The organism is Stenotrophomonas sp. NPDC047960 (genome assembly GCF_043204395.1).
GTDB lineage: Bacteria > Pseudomonadota > Gammaproteobacteria > Xanthomonadales > Xanthomonadaceae > Stenotrophomonas.
In genome coordinates, this window is sequence record NZ_JBIDBX010000001.1 from 795,921 (window position 1) to 813,810 (window position 17,890).

Genomic DNA, 17,890 nt, shown 5'->3' on the forward strand with positions numbered 1-17,890 from the left:
CGCGCATCATCAGGCCGACAACTCCAGCAACAGCTTGTTGAGCCGGCGCACGTAGGCCGCCGGGTCCTTCAACGTATCGCCCGCCGCCAGCGCGGCCTGGTCGAACAGCACCCGGCTCAGATCGCCGAAGCGGTCCGCATCGGCTTCCTGGTCCAGCTTGCCGATCAGCGGGTGGCCCGGGTTGAATTCGAACACCGGCTTGCTGTCGGGCACCTTCTGGCCACTGGCTTCCAGGATCTGGCGCATCTGCAGGCCCAGGTCCTGTTCGCCGATGGCCAGGATGGCCGGTGAATCGGTCAGGCGATGCGACACGCGGACATCGGCCACGTCGTCGCCCAGCGCACCCTTGAGCCGCTCGACCAGGCCCTGCTTGTCCTTGGCCGCTTCTTCCTGCGCCTGCTTGTCCTCGGCGGTTTCCAGTGCGCCAAGGTCGAGGTCACCACGGGCGACGTCCACGAACGACTTGCCGTCGAACCCGGTCAGGTAGCCCATCAGCCATTCGTCGATGCGGTCGGTGAGCAGCAGTACTTCGATTCCCTTCTTGCGGAACACCTCCAGGTGCGGGCTGTCCTTGACCTGGGTGTGGCTGTCGCCGGTCAGGAAGTAGATCTTGTCCTGCCCTTCGATCATGCGGCCGATGTAATCAGCCAGCGAAACGCTCTGCTCGCCGCTGGCGTCATGGGTCGAGGCGAAGCGCAGCAGACCGGCGATCTTCTCGCGGTTGTTGAAGTCTTCGGCGGGGCCTTCCTTCAGCACCTGGCCAAACTGCTTCCAGAACCCGGCATACACCTCGGGCTTGTCGGCGGCCAGCTTTTCCAGCATGTCCAGCGAACGCTTGGTCAGCGCCGACTTCATCGAATCGATGACCGGGCCGGACTGCAGGATTTCGCGCGACACATTCAGCGACAGATCGTTGGAATCGACCACGCCCTTGATGAAACGCAGGTACAGCGGCAGGAACTGCTCGGCCTGGTCCATCACGAACACGCGCTGCACATACAGCTTCAGGCCCTTGGGCGCGTCGCGGTGGTAGAGGTCGAACGGCGCGTGGCCGGGCACGTACAGCAGCGAGGTGTACTCGAGCTTGCCCTCGACCTTGTTGTGGCTCCATGCCAGCGGATCCTGGTGGTCGTGCGCGGCGTGCTTGTAGAACTCCTGGTACTCGGCGTCGCTGATCTCGGTGCGCGGGCGGGTCCACAGCGCGCTGGCGCGGTTGACGGTTTCCCATTCGAACTCGGCCGGGGCGTCATCGCCGTGGTGTTCCTTGACCATCTGGATCGGCAGGCCGATGTGGTCCGAGTACTTCTTGATGATGCCGCGCAGGCGCCAGGCGTCGGCAAAGTCCTGCTGGTCGTCCTTCAGGTGCAGCACGATGCGCGTACCGCGCTCGGGCTTGTCGATGCTTTCGACGTCGAACTCGCCCTCGCCGCGCGAGGACCAGTGCACGCCCTCGCTGGCCGGCAGGCCGGCCCGGCGGGAGTAGACATCGACCTGGTCGGCCACGATGAACGCGCTGTAGAAGCCAACGCCGAACTGGCCGATGAGCTGCGAATCCTTCTTCTGGTCGCCGGAGAGCTGGCGCAGGAAGTCGCCGGTGCCGGACTTGGCGATGGTGCCCAGGTGGGCAATGGCCTCGTCACGGCTCATGCCGATGCCGTTGTCGTCGATGGTCACGGTGCGCGCCTGCGGGTCGACGCTGACCTGGATGCGCAGCTCACCGCCGCTTTCGAGCAGGCCCGGCTGGGTCAGCGCTTCGAAGCGCAGTTTGTCCGAGGCATCGGCGGCGTTGGAGATGAGCTCGCGAAGGAAGATTTCCTTGTTGGAGTACAGCGAGTGGATCATCAGCTGCAGCAGCTGCTTCACTTCGGTCTGGAAGCCCAGGGTTTCTTTGTGGGTCTGCTCGGTCATCGTGGAGTGCTCCTTGGACGGTGCCGCGCCCGGCGCGGCGGCTGCACAAGGGGTAGGGACGGATTGTCCCGATTTCAAGATGGCAGCGTTTCAATGGGGTCACGGTATTCTTGGCGGATGAATTCACGCTCGCCCGCATCCCACTCCGTCGGCCAGGTCCGCATCATTGGCGGTAAATGGCGCAATACCAGGCTGCCGGTGCCACTGGCGCCCGGCCTGCGGCCCAGCAGCGACCGGGTCCGGGAGACCCTGTTCAACTGGTTGATGCCGCGCCTGGGCGGAGCCCGGGTGCTGGACCTGTTCGCCGGCAGCGGTGCGCTGGGGCTGGAGGCGGTGTCGCGCGGGGCCGCGCAGGCCACGCTGGTGGAGCGCGATGCCGCGCTGGCCCGCCAGCTGCGCGAGTCGGTGGCCAGGCTGGGCGCCCAGGGCCAGATCGAGGTGGTGCAGGGCGATGCACTGCACTGGCTGGGCCAGCGCCCGTCGGCCCTGGCCGACATTGCCTTCATTGACCCGCCGTTCGCCGATGGGCTGTGGGAGGCCGTGCTGGCCGGGCTGGGGCCGCACCTGGCCGCCGATGCCTGGCTGTACCTGGAGTCCCCGGCCGGCCGGACGCTGCGCCTGCCCCCGGGATGGCTGCTGCACCGCGAAGGAGCCACGCGGGAGGTCCGCTTTGCCCTGTACAGGCGCGCCACTGCTACACTTTCACCAGATCAGAACGCGTAGCTTCCGCATGACCGCAGCCAACCGCCGCATCGCCGTATACCCGGGCACCTTCGATCCGATCACCAACGGTCACATCGATCTGGTGAACCGGGCCGCGCCGTTGTTCGAGAAGCTGGTGGTCGGCGTGGCGCAGAGCCCGTCCAAGGGGCCTTCGCTGCCGCTGGAGCTGCGGGTGTCGCTGGCGCGCGATGCGCTGGCCCACCACCGCAACGTGGAAGTGCGCGGTTTCGACACCCTGCTGGCGCATTTCGTGCGCTCCGAACAGGGTGGAGTGCTGCTGCGCGGGCTGCGCGCGGTCTCCGATTTCGAATACGAATTCCAGATGGCCAGCATGAACCGCCACCTGATTCCGGAGGTCGAGACGTTGTTCCTGACCCCGGCCGAGCAGCACAGCTTCATTTCGTCCTCGCTGGTCCGCGAGATCGCCCGTCTTGGCGGCGACGTGTCCGGCTTCGTGCCGGCCTCGGTGCTCGAGGCGCTGCGCAAGGTCCGCGAAGCGAAGCCGGGCCCAACGTAAACCCCCAGACCCACACATACCAAGCATCACCAAGAGGGAGACTCCATGAACAACACCATGCGTGCCATGTTGATCGCGTCGTTCGCGCTGGCCTTCACCGCCTGCAAGAAGGAAGAAGCCGCACCGGTCGCCGAGGCCCAGCAGGCGCTCGTCGCCCCGGCCAAGGACGACGATGCGGGCTGGAAGAAGTACCTGCAGGCCGTGGCCGTGCAGAACATGGGCAATATCACCAACAGCCCGTTCCTGTACTACCTGTCCCCGGAATCGGATCCGGAGTTCCAGGCCAAGTACGACCGCCAGGTCGAGAGCGCCACCGCTGCTGTCGCCCGTGGCGTGCAGCCGGGCAACATGCTGGCCTTCGGCTCGTCCGCCTCGGGCAAGATGGCCGACATGATCCAGGCCGTGTTCAAGGACGTGTCCGCCGACTCGATGAAGGGTGTGCGCGTGGTGTTCATCGGCCAGGCGGCCGACAACGCCCGCGTCCAGTCGATCGTCCAGCCGACCGGCGCCGAGTACATCTTCGTCGAAGCCAAGTAAGCCGTGCCATGGCGGCCGCGCACTGGTGCGCGGCCCGGGCGGCGTCCTTCGTGGACGCCGCCGTTGACCGGCCCGCGCAGCTGCGCAGGCCGGTTTTCCTCTGCCGGCACTGGCGTGGAGTAACGCCATGTCGCTGAAAATCAATGAGCTCTGCGTCAACTGCGACGTATGCGAGCCCGCCTGTCCCAACCAGGCCATTTCGATGGGTGAAACCATCTACGTGATCGACCCTGCACGCTGCACAGAATGCGTGGGGCATTTCGACGAACCGCAGTGCGTGGTCGTCTGCCCGGTGGAATGCATCGATCCCGATCCGGACATTCCCGAAACCCAGGAAGCGCTGCTGGCCAAGCTGCATGGGCTGCAGCGCGATCATCCCGAACTCTATGTGGAGTCTGCCCCCGAATGAACACCCCCTCCCGTCGCTGGTTGCTGCTGCTCTTGCTGTGGACACCGGCCCTATGGGCCGCCGAGCCTGCGCCGCAGGCCACGCTGGCCGCGCATCCTGAAGGCGTCGCCATTGCCAGTGGCCATCACCTGGCCACCGAAGCGGGGATGGAGATTCTGGCCAAGGGCGGCAACGCGTTCGACGCCGCAGTGGCGGTGTCGTCCACCTTGGCGGTGGTCGAGCCGATCAGCTCCGGCCTGGGCGGCGGCGGGTTCTTCCTGCTGCACGATGCGAAGACCGGCAAGGACGTGATGCTGGACGCGCGCGAGACCGCGCCGGCCGCCGCGACCCCCGAAGCATTCCTGGACAGGAAGGGCGAGCTGGACCGCGACCGGTCGGTGAACGGACCGTGGTCGGCCGGCATTCCCGGCCTGCCGGCGGCGCTGGTGGAGCTGTCGGCCAGGCACGGCAAGCTGCCGCTGCAGGCATCGCTGGCCCCGGCGATCCGCATCGCCCGCGAGGGGTTCCCGGTGTATGCGCGCATGGCCAAGGGCTATGCCTCGCGCCGTGAAGTGATGGAGCGGTACCCCGGAACGCGGGAAGTGTACCTGCGCAACGGCAAACCGATCGCCGAAGGCGATGTGTTCAGGCAGCCGGAGCTGGCGCAGACGCTGGAGCGCCTGGCCGCAGGCGGGTTCGATGGCTTCTACAAGGGCCAGACCGGCAAGCTGCTGCTGGCCGGGGTGAAGCATGCCGGTGGCAAGTGGACGGCCGACGAGCTGGCCGGTTACCGGGTCAAGCAGCGCGAACCGATCGTGTTCAACTACCGCGACTGGAAGATCACCACCGCCTCGCCGCCGTCGTCCGGCGGCATCGCGCTGGCCTCGATGCTGCAGATCCTGGAAGGCTGGGACCTGAAGGCGATGGATCCGGCGCACCGCACCCACCTGGTGGTGGAATCGATGCGCCGCGCGTTCCGTGACCGCACCTTCTTCCTGGGCGATCCGGATTTCGTGCAGATTCCGCAGAAGGTGCTGACCAGCCGCGATTACGCCCAGGGCCTGCGCGCCACCATCCACCCGGAAAAGGCCACCCCCAGCGACCTGCTGTCGGGCAATCCGACTCCGCTGGAAGATGACGAGACCACCCACTTCTCGATCATCGACCAGGACGGCAACCGCGTGGGCGCCACCCAGACCGTGAACCTGCTGTACGGCTCGGGCCTCATTCCGTCGGGCACCGGCGTGCTGCTCAACAACGAGATGGATGACTTCGCGCTCAAGCCGGGTACCCCCAACGCGTTCGGCGTGATGGGCTATGCGGCCAACGCGCCCAAGCCGGGCAAGCGCATGCTCAGCTCGATGACCCCGACCTTCATGGAATCGGCCGATAAGGTCGTGGTGCTCGGCACCCCGGGCGGCAGCCGCATCATCACCATGGTGCTGCTGGGCGTGCTGGGCTACGACGATGGCCTCGACGCGCAGCAGGTTGCGGCGTTGCCGCGCTTCCACCACCAGTGGCTGCCGGACGTGATCGAGGCCGAAACCGGTGCGTTCGATGCGGGTACCATCAAGCAGCTGCAGGCGATGGGCCACAAGATCGACCTGCCCGGCGACAGCGCGGAAGGCGGGCGCGGTTCCAGCCACGTGTGGGGCAACCTGCAGACAGTGGAGTGGAACCGCCGCAGCAACCAGCTCAGCGTGGGCAGCGACCCGCGCAATCCGGTCGGTTCGGGAGCGGTCGCTCCTGCGGCGGCACGGTAAACCGAAAACCCCGCCACGGCGGGGTTTTTCATGCCGGCGGATAGCGAATTATTAACGCGGCCCGCCGGATAATTTACCGATGAAACTATGGTCCATCCGCGGTAACTCACAAAAGCTCGATGGCGGCGCGATGTTCGGCAATGCGCCGCGTGCGGTCTGGGAAAAATGGGCGGTACCGGACGATCTCAACCGGATCGAACTGGCCTGCCGCGCGTTGTTGGCGAGCCCGCTGGCGGGCAAAACGGTGCTGTTCGAAACCGGAATCGGGGCGTTCTTCGAACCGAAGCTGCGTGACCGTTACGGCGTGCAGGAACCCAGCCATGTGCTGATCGAATCGCTGCGCGAAGCCGGCTTCGAGCACGAGGACATCGACGTGGTGGTGCTCAGCCATCTGCATTTCGACCACGCCGGTGGCCTGCTGGCACCGTGGAGCGAAGGCCGCGCGCCGGAACTGCTGTTCCCCAACGCGACCTTCCTGGTCGGTGCCGAACACTGGGAACGCGCGCTGGATCCTCACCCGCGCGACCGCGCCAGCTTCATTCCCGAACTGCCGCAGCTGCTGCGCGACAGTGGGCGGCTGGAGATCGTAGGAGGACCGCATTCGCGCACGCTGGGCAACAGCGTGCGTTTCAGTTTCAGCGATGGTCACACCCCGGGCCTGATGCTGGCCGAAATCATTGGCCCGGAACAGGTAGAAGGTCAGCCGCGCGGCGGCGTGGTGTTCTGTGCCGACCTGATTCCCGGGCGCTCATGGGTGCACGTACCCATCACCATGGGCTACGACCGCAACGCCGAACTGCTGATCGACGAGAAGCGCAGCTTCCTCGAAGACAAACTGGCGCGCAACGTGCACCTGTTCTTTACCCACGACCCCGAGTGCGCGCTGGCCCAGGTCACCCGCGACGAGAAGGGGCGGTTCGGCACCGCCCACGAACAGGGCGAGCTGAAGGCCCGCGCGCTGGCCTGACAGCGCGCCGATCAACCGGCCACGCGGGTCCCGAAGATGCGGTCACCGGCGTCGCCCAGGCCGGGCAGGATGTAGCCCTTCTCGTTGAGGCGCGCATCGATCGCGGCAGTGAAGATCTCCACGTCCGGGTGCGCGGCCTGCACCGCGGCAATGCCTTCCGGCGCCGCCACCAGGAAAATACCCTTGATCCGCCGTGCCCCGGCGCGCTTGAGCATGTCGATGGTGGCGATCAGGGTGCCGCCGGTGGCCAGCATCGGGTCCAGGATCAGCGCATCGCGCTCTTCCAGGCGCCCGGTCAGGCGCTCGAAGTAGGGCACCGGCTGCAGGGTTTCCTCATCGCGCTGCAGGCCCACCACGCTGACCCGCGCCGCGGGAATCAGCGACAGCACGCCGCTGAGCATGCCCAGCCCCGCGCGCAGGATGGGCACCACCGTGATCTTCGCACCGGCAATGCGCTGCACGGTGACCTCTCCGGCCCAACCGGCGAGAGTGTGCGCTTCGGTATCCAGGTCGGCGGTGGCCTCGTACGCCAGCAGGCCACCCAGCTCATTGGCCAGCTCGCGGAAGTCCTTGGTGCTCAGGGATGCATCGCGCATCAGGCCGATCTTGTGCTGCACCAGCGGGTGGCGAACTTCGACGATTTTCATGGGAATGCCAACAAAACGGGGAGAACGCCATTTTGCCGCACCGGTGCCATGGCCGGCCATAGTCCGCCCCAGAAGGTGCCCATCGCCACCGGTGTCACGTTCATGCAATCTCCCGGACATACCGTGCTGACCCAATCTTTACACCGTTGGGGAAGCCGTGCAGAACAAATCGCCGTTGGGGCTGGCCATCAGCCTGTCGTTGCTCGTCCTGTCCACCGCGCCTGCCGTGGCCGCCGCGAGCGGGGAGCTCGTCGGCGCTGCGGCAGCCACCGAACTGGACCGGGTGGAAGTGCGCCCGCAGCTGGAATCGCAGACCCGTGCGGTTGACCTCAAGCGCAGCAGCGACGCCATCCAGGACGCGGTATCGTCCGATGCCATGGGCGTCTACCCGGACAAGAACGTGGCCGAATCGCTGCAGCGCCTGCCCGGCGTCAGTGTCACCCGTGACCAGGGCGAGGGCCGCTTCGTGGTGGTGCGCGGCCTGGATGCCAACCTCAACAGCGTCAGCATCGACGGCATCGCCGTGGGTACCCCGGAAGATTCCAGCCGCGCCGCGCCGCTGGACGTGATTCCCTCGGACTCGACCGAACGCCTGCGCGTGGTCAAGTCGCCGACGCCGGACATGCCCGGCGACGCCATCGGCGGCGCGATCCTGGTCGAGTCCGCTTCGGCCTTCGACCGCGACGGGCGCAGCCTGCGTGGCAAGATCGAAGCCAGCCACCAGGACCTGTCCGGCCACACCAGCCCCAAGGCCGCGTTCAACTACAGCGAAGTGTTCGCCGATACCTTCGGCGTGGCGCTGGGCGTGAACTACCAGAACCGGAAGTTCGAGTCCGACAACAGCGAAGTCGAGTACGGCGAGTTCGACGGCGGCAGCGAAGACGAGCTGTTCGCCAACAGCCTGCAGCACCGCAAGTACGAGATCGAGCGCAAGCGCATCGGCGCCAACCTCAACTTCGACTGGCGCCCCAATGAAGACAGCCAGTACTACCTGCGCACCCTGTACAGCCAGTTCGATGACGCCGAAACCCGCCAGCGCACCATCTTCAACTTCGGCGATGGCGAGGTCACCGCGCTGGGCAACAACCAGTTCCGGGTCGACGACCTGCCGGCCGATGCGATCCAGAAGCGCATGCGTTACCGCACCAAGGAGGAAAACACCTTCGCCGCCAGCCTGGGCGGAGAGAACCGCCTGACCAACGCGGTGCTGGATTACAAGGTCGGTTACACCCGTACCGAAGAGCGCGTCAACGACGAGATGGAAGCGCGCTTCGAGTACAACGGCGACGACCTGGCCGCCACCGTGGACCAGAACAGCGGCATCCCGCGCTACACGCTCAGCGATGCCAGCTGGATGGACAACGGCAACTACGATTTCGACCGTTTCGTGGTCTCGCCCAAGCGCGTGGATGACAAGGAGCACAGCGCCCAGGTCAACATCCGCTTCGACGGCGACAACAGCAGCTACAAGTTCGGCCTGCTGGGACGCTGGCGTGACCGCGACGTGGATACCGACGAGCGCGAGCTTCGCGTGGGTCCCGACGTGGCGTTGTCCGAGTGGACCACCGCCACGCCCGACCACCGTGGCGGCAGCCTCGGCCAGGGCATGAGCTCGGATGCGATGCGCCGTTACTGGGCCCAGTTCGGCAGCCAGTACAGTGCCCGCCCGCAGGATGTCGGCGCCAATGCGATGACCTCGCTGGAAGAGGACTACACCGCCAGCGAAGACATCTTCGCCAGCTACGCCATGGGTACATGGGATGTGGGCAGCCTGCGCATCATCGGCGGCGTGCGGGTGGAAAACACCCGGTTCCAGGCCACCGGCAACCAGGTCGACGTGTCCGCCAACGGCCGCAGCTTCACCGTGACCCCGCTCACCGCCGACCGCAGCTACACCAACGTGCTGCCCGGCCTGCACCTGCGTTACGACGCCGGCAGCGACTGGGTGCTGCGTGCAGCCGCCAACAAGACCGTGTCGCGCCCGTCGTTCGGCGATATCGCGCCGCGCATCGGCTACAACCGCGGCGACGAGGAAGTGCGTCTCGGCAACCCCGAGCTGGATCCGTACGAATCCAACAATGTGGACCTGTCGTTCGAGCGCTACATCGGCAGTACCGGCATCCTCTCGCTGGGCCTGTTCCACAAGTCGATCGACGGCTACATCGTCAACACCGTCAGCGACAGCGATCCCGAATACCCGGGCTTCGAGGTCACCCGCGTGATCAACGGCGACAAGGCCAAGGTCTACGGCGCCGAGTTCAACTGGCAGCAGCAGCTCAGCTTCCTGCCGGCCGGTTGGGATGGCCTGCTGGTCGGTTCCAGCGGCACCTGGCTGGAGACCGATTTCGACCCGGGCCTGGACGGCCGCGCCGACGAGGACTTCACCCTGCCGCGTGCCTCCAGGCATGTTTACAGCGCACACCTGGGCTACGAGAAGGCCGGCTTCAGCACCCGTCTCGCCGCCGTGTACCGCAGCGAGTACCTGGATACGCTGGGCGACAGCCGCGCCTACGACATCTTCGTGGCGCCCCATACCCAGCTCGATTTCAGCCTGGACTACAAGATCACCACCAACGTGAGCGTGTACTTCGAAGCGCAGAACCTGCTCGACAAGCCGCTGGAGCTGTACCAGGGCGTGCGTTCGCGCACGCTGCAGAACGAAGAGTACGGCCGCACCTACGCGCTGGGCCTGAAGGTGGCGCTGTGATGCGCGCACGCCCCGCACTGGGCCTGCTTGCGCTGGCGCTGCTGGCCGGCTGCAAGCCGGCTGCCGCCCCCGCGCCGGCCGCGCCCGCCGTGGACGCCGCCGCAGCCACCACCGGCCGCAACGTGGCCACCGTGGCCGAGGCCTTCCTCACGCCGATGACGCCTGCCGACAACATCGACTCGCCGGCCAGCTGGACCAGCCCGGACGGGCAGGTGTGGCTGATCGCCACCGCCAAGGCCACCGACAAGCTGGTGGTCTACGACGGCCAGACCGGCGCGCACCTGCGTGACGTGGGCAGCACCGGCACCGCGCCAGGTCAGTTCGTCCGGCCCAACGGCATCGCCGTGGTCGATGACCTGGTGCTGATCGTGGAGCGCGACAACCACCGCGTGCAGGTGCTGCAGCTGCCGTCGTTCACGCCGCTGGGCACGTTCGCCGCCGACGACCTGCGCAAGCCGTACGGGCTGTGGGTGAACAAGCAGTCCAACGGCTATGACGTGTACGTGACCGACTCCTACGACGCCGGTGAAGACGCGCAGGGCAACGACGTGCTGCCGCCGCTGGCCGAGCTGGACAAGCGCGTGCGCCGCTATGCGGTGCAGGTGCAGGACGGCAAGGTGCAGGCGAGCCTGGTCGCCAGCATCGGCGACACCACCGAGGCCGGCGCGCTGCGCGTGGTGGAATCGATCTGGGGCGACCCGGCCTACGACCGCCTGCTGATTGCCGAAGAAGACGAACGCTATGCCAGCGAAATCAAGGTGTATTCACTGGAAGGCAGGTTCAGCGGCACCACCTTCGGCCGCGATGCGTTCAAGGCCCAGGCCGAAGGCGTGATGCTGCGCACCTGCGGCAAGGACGGCTGGTGGATCACCACCGAACAGGGCAAGGATCGCAGCGTATTCCATCTGTTCGACCGCAACACGCTGAAGCATGTCGGCGCGTTCCAGGGCAATACCGTGGCCAATACCGATGGTATCTGGCTGAGCACGGCCGCCTCGCCGCGCTTCCCGCATGGCGCGCTGTACGCCGTGCATGACGACCAGGGCGTGGTCGCCTTCGACTGGGCCAGCGTGGCCAGACAGCTGTCGCTGCCGCTGGAGTGTGCAAAGTGAGCGGTATTCCTGCCTGCGCCCGCGCGCTCGCGGTCTTGCTGCTGCTGGGCAGCGCTTCCAGCTGGGCCAAGCCGGAGGGCAAGGCCGAACCGAACACCCAGGTGCCGGCCGGCAGCCGGCATTACGCGGCGACCGGTTTCCCCGACCGTATCGTGGCCTCGCCGGCGCAGGACGCATCGCGCGGCTTCGCCGTCGCGTGGCGGACTGATGGCAGCGTCAGCACGCCGCTGCTGGAATGGGTGGTTGCCGGCGACTCGCCCGATGTCGGCACGCCCCGGCGTGTTACCGCCGTGACCACGGCGCTGGCCACGGAGCTCGGTACATCCCATCACCACCGCGCCGACGTCGTGGGACTGGCGCCGGACACGCTGTACCTGTGGCGGGTGCAGGGCAACGGCACCTGGAGCGCCTGGAACCAGCTGCGCACCGCCGGGCGGGCCGACCAGCCATTGACCCTGCTGTATTTCGGCGACACCCAGAACAAGAACGTCAGCCACGTCTCGCGCGTGCTGCGTGCCGGCATCAAAGCCGCCCCGGATGCACGCCTGATCCTGTTTGCCGGTGACCTGGTGAGTGGCGGTGACGGCGTGGACGACAGCGAGTGGGGCGAGTGGTTCGCTGCCGCCGGCTGGCTGCCGCAGGAAACCGCAGTGGCACCGGCGATCGGCAACCACGAGTACTTCGAGGAATTCGAAGACACCCCGCAGGAACGCCGCGTGCTGGGCCGGCACTGGCCCGTGACCTTCGCCCTGCCGCGCAACGGCGTGGAGGCCGCATCCACCAGCACCTACTGGTTCGACTACCAGGGCGTCCGCATCGCCGTGCTGGACGGGACCTCGGCGCTGGACCTGGGCACGGCCCGGGCGCAGGCGGCGTGGCTGGACAAGGTGCTGGCGGACAACCCGCAGCCGTGGAGCATCGTGCTGCTGCACCAGCCGTTCTATTCGCCGCGCGAGGGCCGCGAGAACGCCGAGCTGCGTGACGTGCTGCTGCCGGTGGTGCGCCGCCACAACGTGGACCTGGTGCTGCAGGGCCACGACCACACCTACGGGCGTCGTGGCGAAGGGCAGGCGGCCACCCCGCAGTACGTGGTGACGGTGGCCGGCCCGAAGCAGTACCGGCTGTCCGAAGAAGCACGCGCGACGATGGCGCCGGTCGGTGAGGACACCCAGCTGTACCAGGTGCTCACGATCGATCCACGGCACCTGCGCTACGAAGCACGCACGGTCACCGGCCGCCTGTACGACGGCTTCGAACTCAACCGCGAGGCCGACGGCAGCAAGCGCAAGACCGAACTCACCGAGGGCCGCATCGCCCCGCGCGACTGCACGCGCACCCAGACCCTGAAGGGTCGCGCTGATCGCTGCTGGGAATAAGGACTGCCATGAACCCGCAACCCAAGCTTCCCCTGATCGCCCTGGCCGCCGCACTGCTGCTGCTCACCGGCGCCAGCCTGGCCAGCAACGCGGTGCTGCATCCGTTCCTGGCCGCCCAGCCGAAGGAAGCGCCGGAGGAAGCCAACCTGGCCGTGGAAATCCCCGCCGGCAGCTTCACCAAGTACGAAATCAAGGAAGACGGCCTGGTCCACGTCGACCGCTTCCAGTCGATGCCGGTCGCGTACCCGGCCAACTATGGCTCGATGCCGCGCACCCTGGCCGGCGACAACGATCCGCTGGATGCGCTGGTGTTGGCCCGCGAACCGCTGCATCCGGGCGTGATCGTGCGCTTCCGCCCGATCGGCTACCTGAAGATGGTCGACAACGGCGAGCACGACGAGAAGGTGATCGGCGTACCCACGGACAAGATCGACCCGACCTACGCCAACATCCGCGACCTGCAGGATCTGCCGCTGATCGAACGCCAGCGCATCGAAGCGTTCTTCCGGGTCTACAAGGACCTGCCCGAAGGCCGCAACCCGGTGCAGCTCAACGGCTGGGGCAACGCCGCTGAAGCGAAGGCGCTGATCCGCGAATCGATGCAGCGCTTCGACGCCCAGCAGCGCCACGCCAAGGGCGATTGACAATGTTCAACCCGAGGTGGGTTCGTGGATCGGGCAACGGTTGAAGGTTGAGCGGAATTCACGCGAGGCCGCCATGACCACGCGACGTGCGCGGTTGAGATTGCCCAGCGGCCGGTGCGCCGCCAGGGCGTGCCAGGGGGCGAAGGCCAGCTGGTCTTCGCTCGATTCGGCATCTGCACTCCAGGAGGCCTGTGCTTCGACCACGAGGCGGCCGACGGGCAGGTACGGGCTGATCTCTTCAGGCCACACCACCGACGCGTCTTCAATCGGCATTTTCTCCAGGTCACGGCAGAGCTGCACCCGCAGCTCCCACTCGGCCACGGCACCCGGCCGGGCGAAGAATGCGGCCACCGCCTCGCGCTGCGTGTCCGCAGCCGATTCCAGCGGCTCGCCGGTCAGCGCCTTCAACGCCGGCGATACCGGCACCCAGGAAAACTTGGCGATGTACGCGCCATAGCGGAATGGCACCTGGGTGAAGAAGGTTTCACCCAACGGATGATGCTGCGGTTCGCCGCCCAGCGCCTTGAGTGTGGCGCTTTGCCCACCGACGGCTTCGAGGGCCGCCTCGGTGCCGCGCAACGTGGCCGACAGCACCTGCTTGGTACGCGGCATGCGCTCGGTGGTGGCCGCCAGCAGCTTCGCCGAGCGGAGGAAACCGCTGATGCCGGGCGTGTTGAACGCCGGTCCATTGACCATCAGGAAGTCCTGGCTGTGCTGCTCATCGCCGCCTTCCACGCGTGCACCGGGCACGTCCATGATCTTGACGGCCATCGCGCGCGGCGTGGAGACGGTATCGGGCAGCTGCTCGGCCGGCGGCGAGGACAAGCGCACCAGGGCGTCATACTCGGCCGGTGTGGCGAACAGGCCCTGGCTCAGCTCGGGCGACAGCCCACCGAGCACATGGAAGCGCCCGCGCAGCAGCGCGTGGCCCTTGGCATGCACCGCGCGGTGCGCATGCCCTTCGTGGTTGGCCACGACCTGGGCCATGTCAGTGAACACCTTGACCAGTTCGGCGATGGTGGCCTGTTCGTCAGCGTCCGCATGTTCAACATTGACCGAGTAGGCGACAGCAGGGAGGTGGGCAGGCATGGCGATGGCATCCGCGTGGAAGAGGGGTCACCTTCCCGCGTGATCCGTGCACGAGCGGTGCAGGGGACATCGCCGTGGCGCGAAGGGCGCGTGCACTGCCTTCACTCCAGATCGCTATCATGTGGATCTCTTTCATCGTAGGCGGTGCGTGTGTCGGTAGCTCTGGTCTGGTTCCGCCGTGATCTGCGCCTTCAGGACAACCCGGCATTGCAGGCCGCTCTGGAGGCGGGGCATACCCCGGTGCCGGTCTACATCCATGCACCGGACGAGGAGGGCGCGTGGGCGCCGGGCGGTGCTTCGAACGCATGGCTGCACCGTTCGTTGGTGGCGTTGGACGCGGATCTGCGCGCACGCGGCTCGGCGCTGGTGCTGCGCAAGGGCGGCAGCCAGGCGCAGCTGTTGGCGCTGATCGAAGAAACCGGCGCCGAGGCGGTCTACTGGAACCGCAAGTACGAACCCGCCACCCAACCGCGCGATGCCCGGATCAAGCGCGAACTGCGCGAGCGGGGCATAGACGCGAACAGCTGCAACGGCAGCCTGATGTTCGAGCCGTGGGATATCGCCACGCTGCAGGGCGGCCCGTACAAGGTCTTCACCCCGTTCTGGCGCAACGCGCTCACCCGCATGAATATTCCGGCGGCCACCCGGCTGCCGCAGACCCTGCCGGCGCACGCTGCGAAAGGCGTGGCACTGGATGCACTGCAGCTGGCCCCTGCGCTGGACTGGGACAAGCAGTTCTGGGAGCACTGGCAACCTGGCGAAACCGGTGCGCAGGAAGCGCTCTCGGTGTTCGTCGACGGTGCGCTGAACGGCTACCGCCAGCAGCGCGACCTGCCCGATCGGGTGGGTACGTCACTGCTGTCGCCGCACCTGCACTTCGGCGAAATTTCACCCTGGCAGATCGTGCGACGGCTGGAAGGAGCGCGCAGCGCCAGCCGCGATGCCGATATCGATGGCTACATCCGCGAGCTGGGCTGGCGTGAGTTCTCCTACCACCTGCTGCACCACTTCCCGCAGACTCCCGAGAACAATCTCAATCCGCGTTTCGCGAACTTCAGCTGGGCCAAGCCGAATGTGACACAGCTGCAGGCGTGGCAGCAGGGCCGGACGGGCGTCCCGATCGTCGACGCGGGGCTGCGCGAGCTGTGGGCCACCGGCTACATGCACAACCGCGTGCGGATGATCGTGGCCAGCTTCCTCTGCAAGCACATGCGCCAGCACTGGCTGCACGGCGCACGCTGGTTCTGGGACACGCTGGTGGATGCGGACCTGGCCAACAACACCATGGGCTGGCAGTGGGTGGCCGGCACCGGTGCGGATGCGGCGCCGTATTTCCGCATCTTCAACCCGGTCGCGCAGTCGCAGAAGTTCGATCCGCATGCGCGTTACATCACCCGTTGGGTGCCCGAACTGGCGCCGTTGCCGGTAAAGGCGCGCTTCGCGCCGTGGCAGTCGCCGTCGTTGCTGGCCGAGCTGGCGCCGGGCTATCCGGCAGTGCCACTGGTGGATCTGGCAGCCGGCCGCGAGGCGGCGTTGGCGGCCTACCGACATACCGGCTGACCCCGGAACCTGAACGAAATGCCGAATCCGTGCCTGTTCATCATGCCGGCATCGCATTGGCGTGTTTATCCTTCTGGCCATCCGCACGCCGTCAGACGGCATCCAAGGAGAACACCATGATTCGATCCGCACCCCGCAACGTGGCCCTGGCCCTGATGACCGCTGCAGCCCTGTCGGCCTGCGCCACCGGTGGCTCCTACGTGCAGAGTGACCCGTACGGCAACCCGACCGAGCAGCAGAGCCGCACCGGCCGCAATGCGCTGATCGGTACCGCCATCGGCGTGGCTGCCGGCCTGCTGACCGGTGACAGCGCGACCGAGCGTCGCCAGCACGCAATGGTGGGTGCGGGTATCGGCGCGCTGGCCGGCGCCGGCGTGGGTGCGTATCAGAACAAGCAGGAACGTGAGCTCCGCGCGCGCACCGCCAACACCGGTATCGATGTCCAGCGCCAGGGCGACAACATCGTGCTGAACCTGCCCGATGGCGTGACCTTTGACTTCGGCAAGTCCCAGCTGAAGCCGGAGTTCTACGGTGCGCTCAACGGCGTGGCCAGCACGCTGAACGAGTACAACCAGACCATGATCGAAGTGGTTGGCCACACTGACAGTATTGGCAGTGACGCGGTCAACAACAAACTGTCCAAGGAACGCGCCGATTCGGTGGCGCAGTACCTGACCGCCCAGGGCGTGCAGAGCGTGCGTATCGAGACGCTGGGCGCCGGCAAGGCGTACCCGATCGCCGATAACAGCACCGACGCCGGTCGCGCAAAGAACCGCCGCGTGGAAATCCGCGTGATCCCGCTGCAACAATAAGCCGCGCCTGCGCGTGCAACGAAAAAATGCCGCCTGAGAAGGCGGCATTTTTCATGACGCAGGCGGCTTGGATCACCCTGCGGTAACCGTTTCCAGTATCCGCTTCCCGGTCTCCTGCAGCTCCGCTTCGGCTTCCTTCTGCTGCTGCTTGGCCAGCTTCGCCGCCGGGCACTGCGCCAGCATGTAGTTCGCATCGAAGTTGAGCTTTTCCACCAGGAAATCGACGAACGCGCGCACCTTCGGCGACACCAGACGGCCGCCGGCGAACACCGCGTTGAAGTCCACTTCCGGGCCAGTCCAGCCCGCCAGCACACGGCGCACCATGCCCGATTCGATGAACGGCTTGGCCATCACATCACCGGTGAGCAGCAGGCCTTCGCCGCAGACCAGCGCGCCGTTCAGCGCCGACGGATCATTGGCGACGAGCAGTGGATTGACCGGGAAATCGCGCAGGTCGCCGCCGTTCTCGCCGAGCTGCCAGAAGAACCGGTTGTTGTTGAGGTTGCGCGCCTTGCGCATCGCCAGGATGCGGTGGAACTGCAGTTCATCCGGGTGCAGCGGCTCGCCGTAGCGCTCGATGTAGGCGGGACTGGCGAACACCTGCGTGCGCAGGCTGCCCAGCTTGCGCGCCACCAGGTTGGAATCGGGCAGGGCCCCCACGCGCAGCGCGAGGTCCGCTTCGCCGGCGATGAGGTCCAGCTTTTCGTTGCCCAGGTGCATGTCCAGCTGGATCTCCGGGTACTGGGCATGGAACTGCCCCAGCAGCGGTGCGATCCAGGTGATGCCGATCGAGTAGGGCACGGTGAAGCGCAGCCAGCCGCGCGGCCCGGACTGCAGCTGGTTGACCGCGCCTTCGGCTTCTTCCAGCTCGCGTGCGATGCGTTGGCAATGTTCGTGGTACACCGAGCCGGCCTCGGTCAGGCCCAGCCGGCGCGTGGTCCGGTGCAGCAGGCGTGCGCCGAGGCGCGTTTCCAGTTCCTGCACCTTGCGGCTGACCGTGGTCTTGGGCAGGCCGAGCGCATTGGCAGCAGCGATGAAGCTGCCTTGCTCGACCACCTTGACGAAGATCAGCGTGTCGTTGAGATCGTGGGCCATGACGGAGTCCGTATCGGGGGATGGGGTGGGGTGCCCGAAAGATTG

Annotated in this window: 16 protein-coding genes; 12 read left to right on the plus strand and 4 right to left on the minus strand. The window is 66.7% G+C overall.

Annotation, left to right across the window (positions count from 1 at the left end; all coding sequences use genetic code 11):
• Positions 1-9: 9 nt before the first annotated feature.
• Positions 10-1,908, minus strand: coding sequence for a molecular chaperone HtpG (gene htpG / locus ACGFZ3_RS03895; RefSeq protein ID WP_392916626.1), 1,899 nt, complete (start codon positions 1,906-1,908; stop codon positions 10-12).
• Between the two features lie 117 nt (positions 1,909-2,025).
• On the opposite strand from htpG, the gene rsmD reads away from it, so the two are divergent.
• The 6 genes from rsmD to ACGFZ3_RS03925 all read left to right on the plus strand — a co-directional run bounded on the left by rsmD (position 2,026) and on the right by ACGFZ3_RS03925 (position 6,803).
• Positions 2,026-2,631: a 16S rRNA (guanine(966)-N(2))-methyltransferase RsmD gene (gene rsmD, locus ACGFZ3_RS03900; RefSeq protein ID WP_392916629.1), complete on the plus strand. Its 606-nt coding sequence runs from the start codon at positions 2,026-2,028 to the stop codon at positions 2,629-2,631.
• A gap of 7 nt (positions 2,632-2,638) precedes the next feature.
• Positions 2,639-3,148 carry a pantetheine-phosphate adenylyltransferase gene (gene coaD, locus ACGFZ3_RS03905; RefSeq protein ID WP_392916632.1) on the plus strand — a complete coding sequence of 170 codons (510 nt, stop codon included), beginning with the start codon at positions 2,639-2,641 and terminating at the stop codon, positions 3,146-3,148.
• Between the two features lie 45 nt (positions 3,149-3,193).
• Positions 3,194-3,685 carry a hypothetical protein gene (locus ACGFZ3_RS03910; RefSeq protein ID WP_392916635.1) on the plus strand — a complete coding sequence of 164 codons (492 nt, stop codon included), beginning with the start codon at positions 3,194-3,196 and terminating at the stop codon, positions 3,683-3,685.
• Between the two features lie 127 nt (positions 3,686-3,812).
• Entirely contained in the window at positions 3,813-4,094 is a 282-nt protein-coding gene (locus ACGFZ3_RS03915; RefSeq protein ID WP_068851051.1) for a YfhL family 4Fe-4S dicluster ferredoxin, read from the plus strand.
• Positions 4,091-5,836 carry a gamma-glutamyltransferase gene (gene ggt / locus ACGFZ3_RS03920; RefSeq protein WP_392916638.1) on the plus strand — a complete coding sequence of 582 codons (1,746 nt, stop codon included), beginning with the start codon at positions 4,091-4,093 and terminating at the stop codon, positions 5,834-5,836. The genes ACGFZ3_RS03915 and ggt overlap by 4 nt, the downstream gene beginning before the upstream one ends.
• A 79-nt stretch (positions 5,837-5,915) precedes the next feature.
• Positions 5,916-6,803: an MBL fold metallo-hydrolase gene (locus ACGFZ3_RS03925; RefSeq protein WP_392916641.1), complete on the plus strand. Its 888-nt coding sequence runs from the start codon at positions 5,916-5,918 to the stop codon at positions 6,801-6,803.
• Between the two features lie 11 nt (positions 6,804-6,814).
• Here ACGFZ3_RS03925 and upp read toward each other — a convergent pair whose 3' ends face one another.
• Complete coding sequence (gene upp / locus ACGFZ3_RS03930) at positions 6,815-7,450, minus strand: uracil phosphoribosyltransferase (protein ID WP_392916644.1); 636 nt, start codon at positions 7,448-7,450, stop codon at positions 6,815-6,817.
• Between the two features lie 157 nt (positions 7,451-7,607).
• Between upp and ACGFZ3_RS03935 the strand changes: the two genes are divergently transcribed.
• The 4 genes from ACGFZ3_RS03935 to ACGFZ3_RS03950 are packed head-to-tail and all read left to right on the plus strand — an operon-like array spanning position 7,608 to position 13,289.
• Positions 7,608-10,157: a TonB-dependent receptor gene (locus ACGFZ3_RS03935; RefSeq protein ID WP_392916647.1), complete on the plus strand. Its 2,550-nt coding sequence runs from the start codon at positions 7,608-7,610 to the stop codon at positions 10,155-10,157.
• Positions 10,157-11,269 carry a phytase gene (locus ACGFZ3_RS03940; RefSeq protein WP_392916650.1) on the plus strand — a complete coding sequence of 371 codons (1,113 nt, stop codon included), beginning with the start codon at positions 10,157-10,159 and terminating at the stop codon, positions 11,267-11,269. Before ACGFZ3_RS03935 ends, ACGFZ3_RS03940 begins: the two co-directional genes overlap by 1 nt.
• Positions 11,266-12,645 (plus strand): metallophosphoesterase, encoded by a 1,380-nt coding sequence (locus ACGFZ3_RS03945; protein ID WP_392916653.1) that lies wholly within the window; start codon positions 11,266-11,268, stop codon positions 12,643-12,645. Before ACGFZ3_RS03940 ends, ACGFZ3_RS03945 begins: the two co-directional genes overlap by 4 nt.
• 8 nt (positions 12,646-12,653) lie before the next feature.
• Positions 12,654-13,289, plus strand: coding sequence for an inorganic diphosphatase (locus ACGFZ3_RS03950; protein WP_392916656.1), 636 nt, complete (start codon positions 12,654-12,656; stop codon positions 13,287-13,289).
• A gap of 6 nt (positions 13,290-13,295) precedes the next feature.
• Here the strand turns inward: ACGFZ3_RS03950 and ACGFZ3_RS03955 are convergent, their stop codons facing one another.
• The gene (locus tag ACGFZ3_RS03955; protein ID WP_392916658.1) at positions 13,296-14,378 is read right to left on the minus strand and encodes a catalase family protein; all 1,083 of its coding nucleotides are present in this window, start codon (positions 14,376-14,378) and stop codon (positions 13,296-13,298) included.
• A 150-nt stretch (positions 14,379-14,528) separates the two neighbouring features.
• On the opposite strand from ACGFZ3_RS03955, the gene ACGFZ3_RS03960 reads away from it, so the two are divergent.
• Together ACGFZ3_RS03960 and ACGFZ3_RS03965 are read left to right on the plus strand one after the other, a co-directional pair.
• Positions 14,529-15,938 carry a cryptochrome/photolyase family protein gene (locus ACGFZ3_RS03960; protein ID WP_392916661.1) on the plus strand — a complete coding sequence of 470 codons (1,410 nt, stop codon included), beginning with the start codon at positions 14,529-14,531 and terminating at the stop codon, positions 15,936-15,938.
• Positions 15,939-16,054: 116 nt separating this feature from the next.
• A complete protein-coding gene (locus ACGFZ3_RS03965; RefSeq protein ID WP_392916664.1) occupies positions 16,055-16,750 on the plus strand; it encodes an OmpA family protein in 696 nt (231 codons plus the stop codon).
• Between the two features lie 72 nt (positions 16,751-16,822).
• Here the strand turns inward: ACGFZ3_RS03965 and ACGFZ3_RS03970 are convergent, their stop codons facing one another.
• On the minus strand, positions 16,823-17,845 hold the full coding sequence (locus ACGFZ3_RS03970; RefSeq protein ID WP_282245138.1) for a LysR family transcriptional regulator: 1,023 nt from the start codon (positions 17,843-17,845) through the stop codon (positions 16,823-16,825).
• Positions 17,846-17,890: the final 45 nt, after the last annotated feature.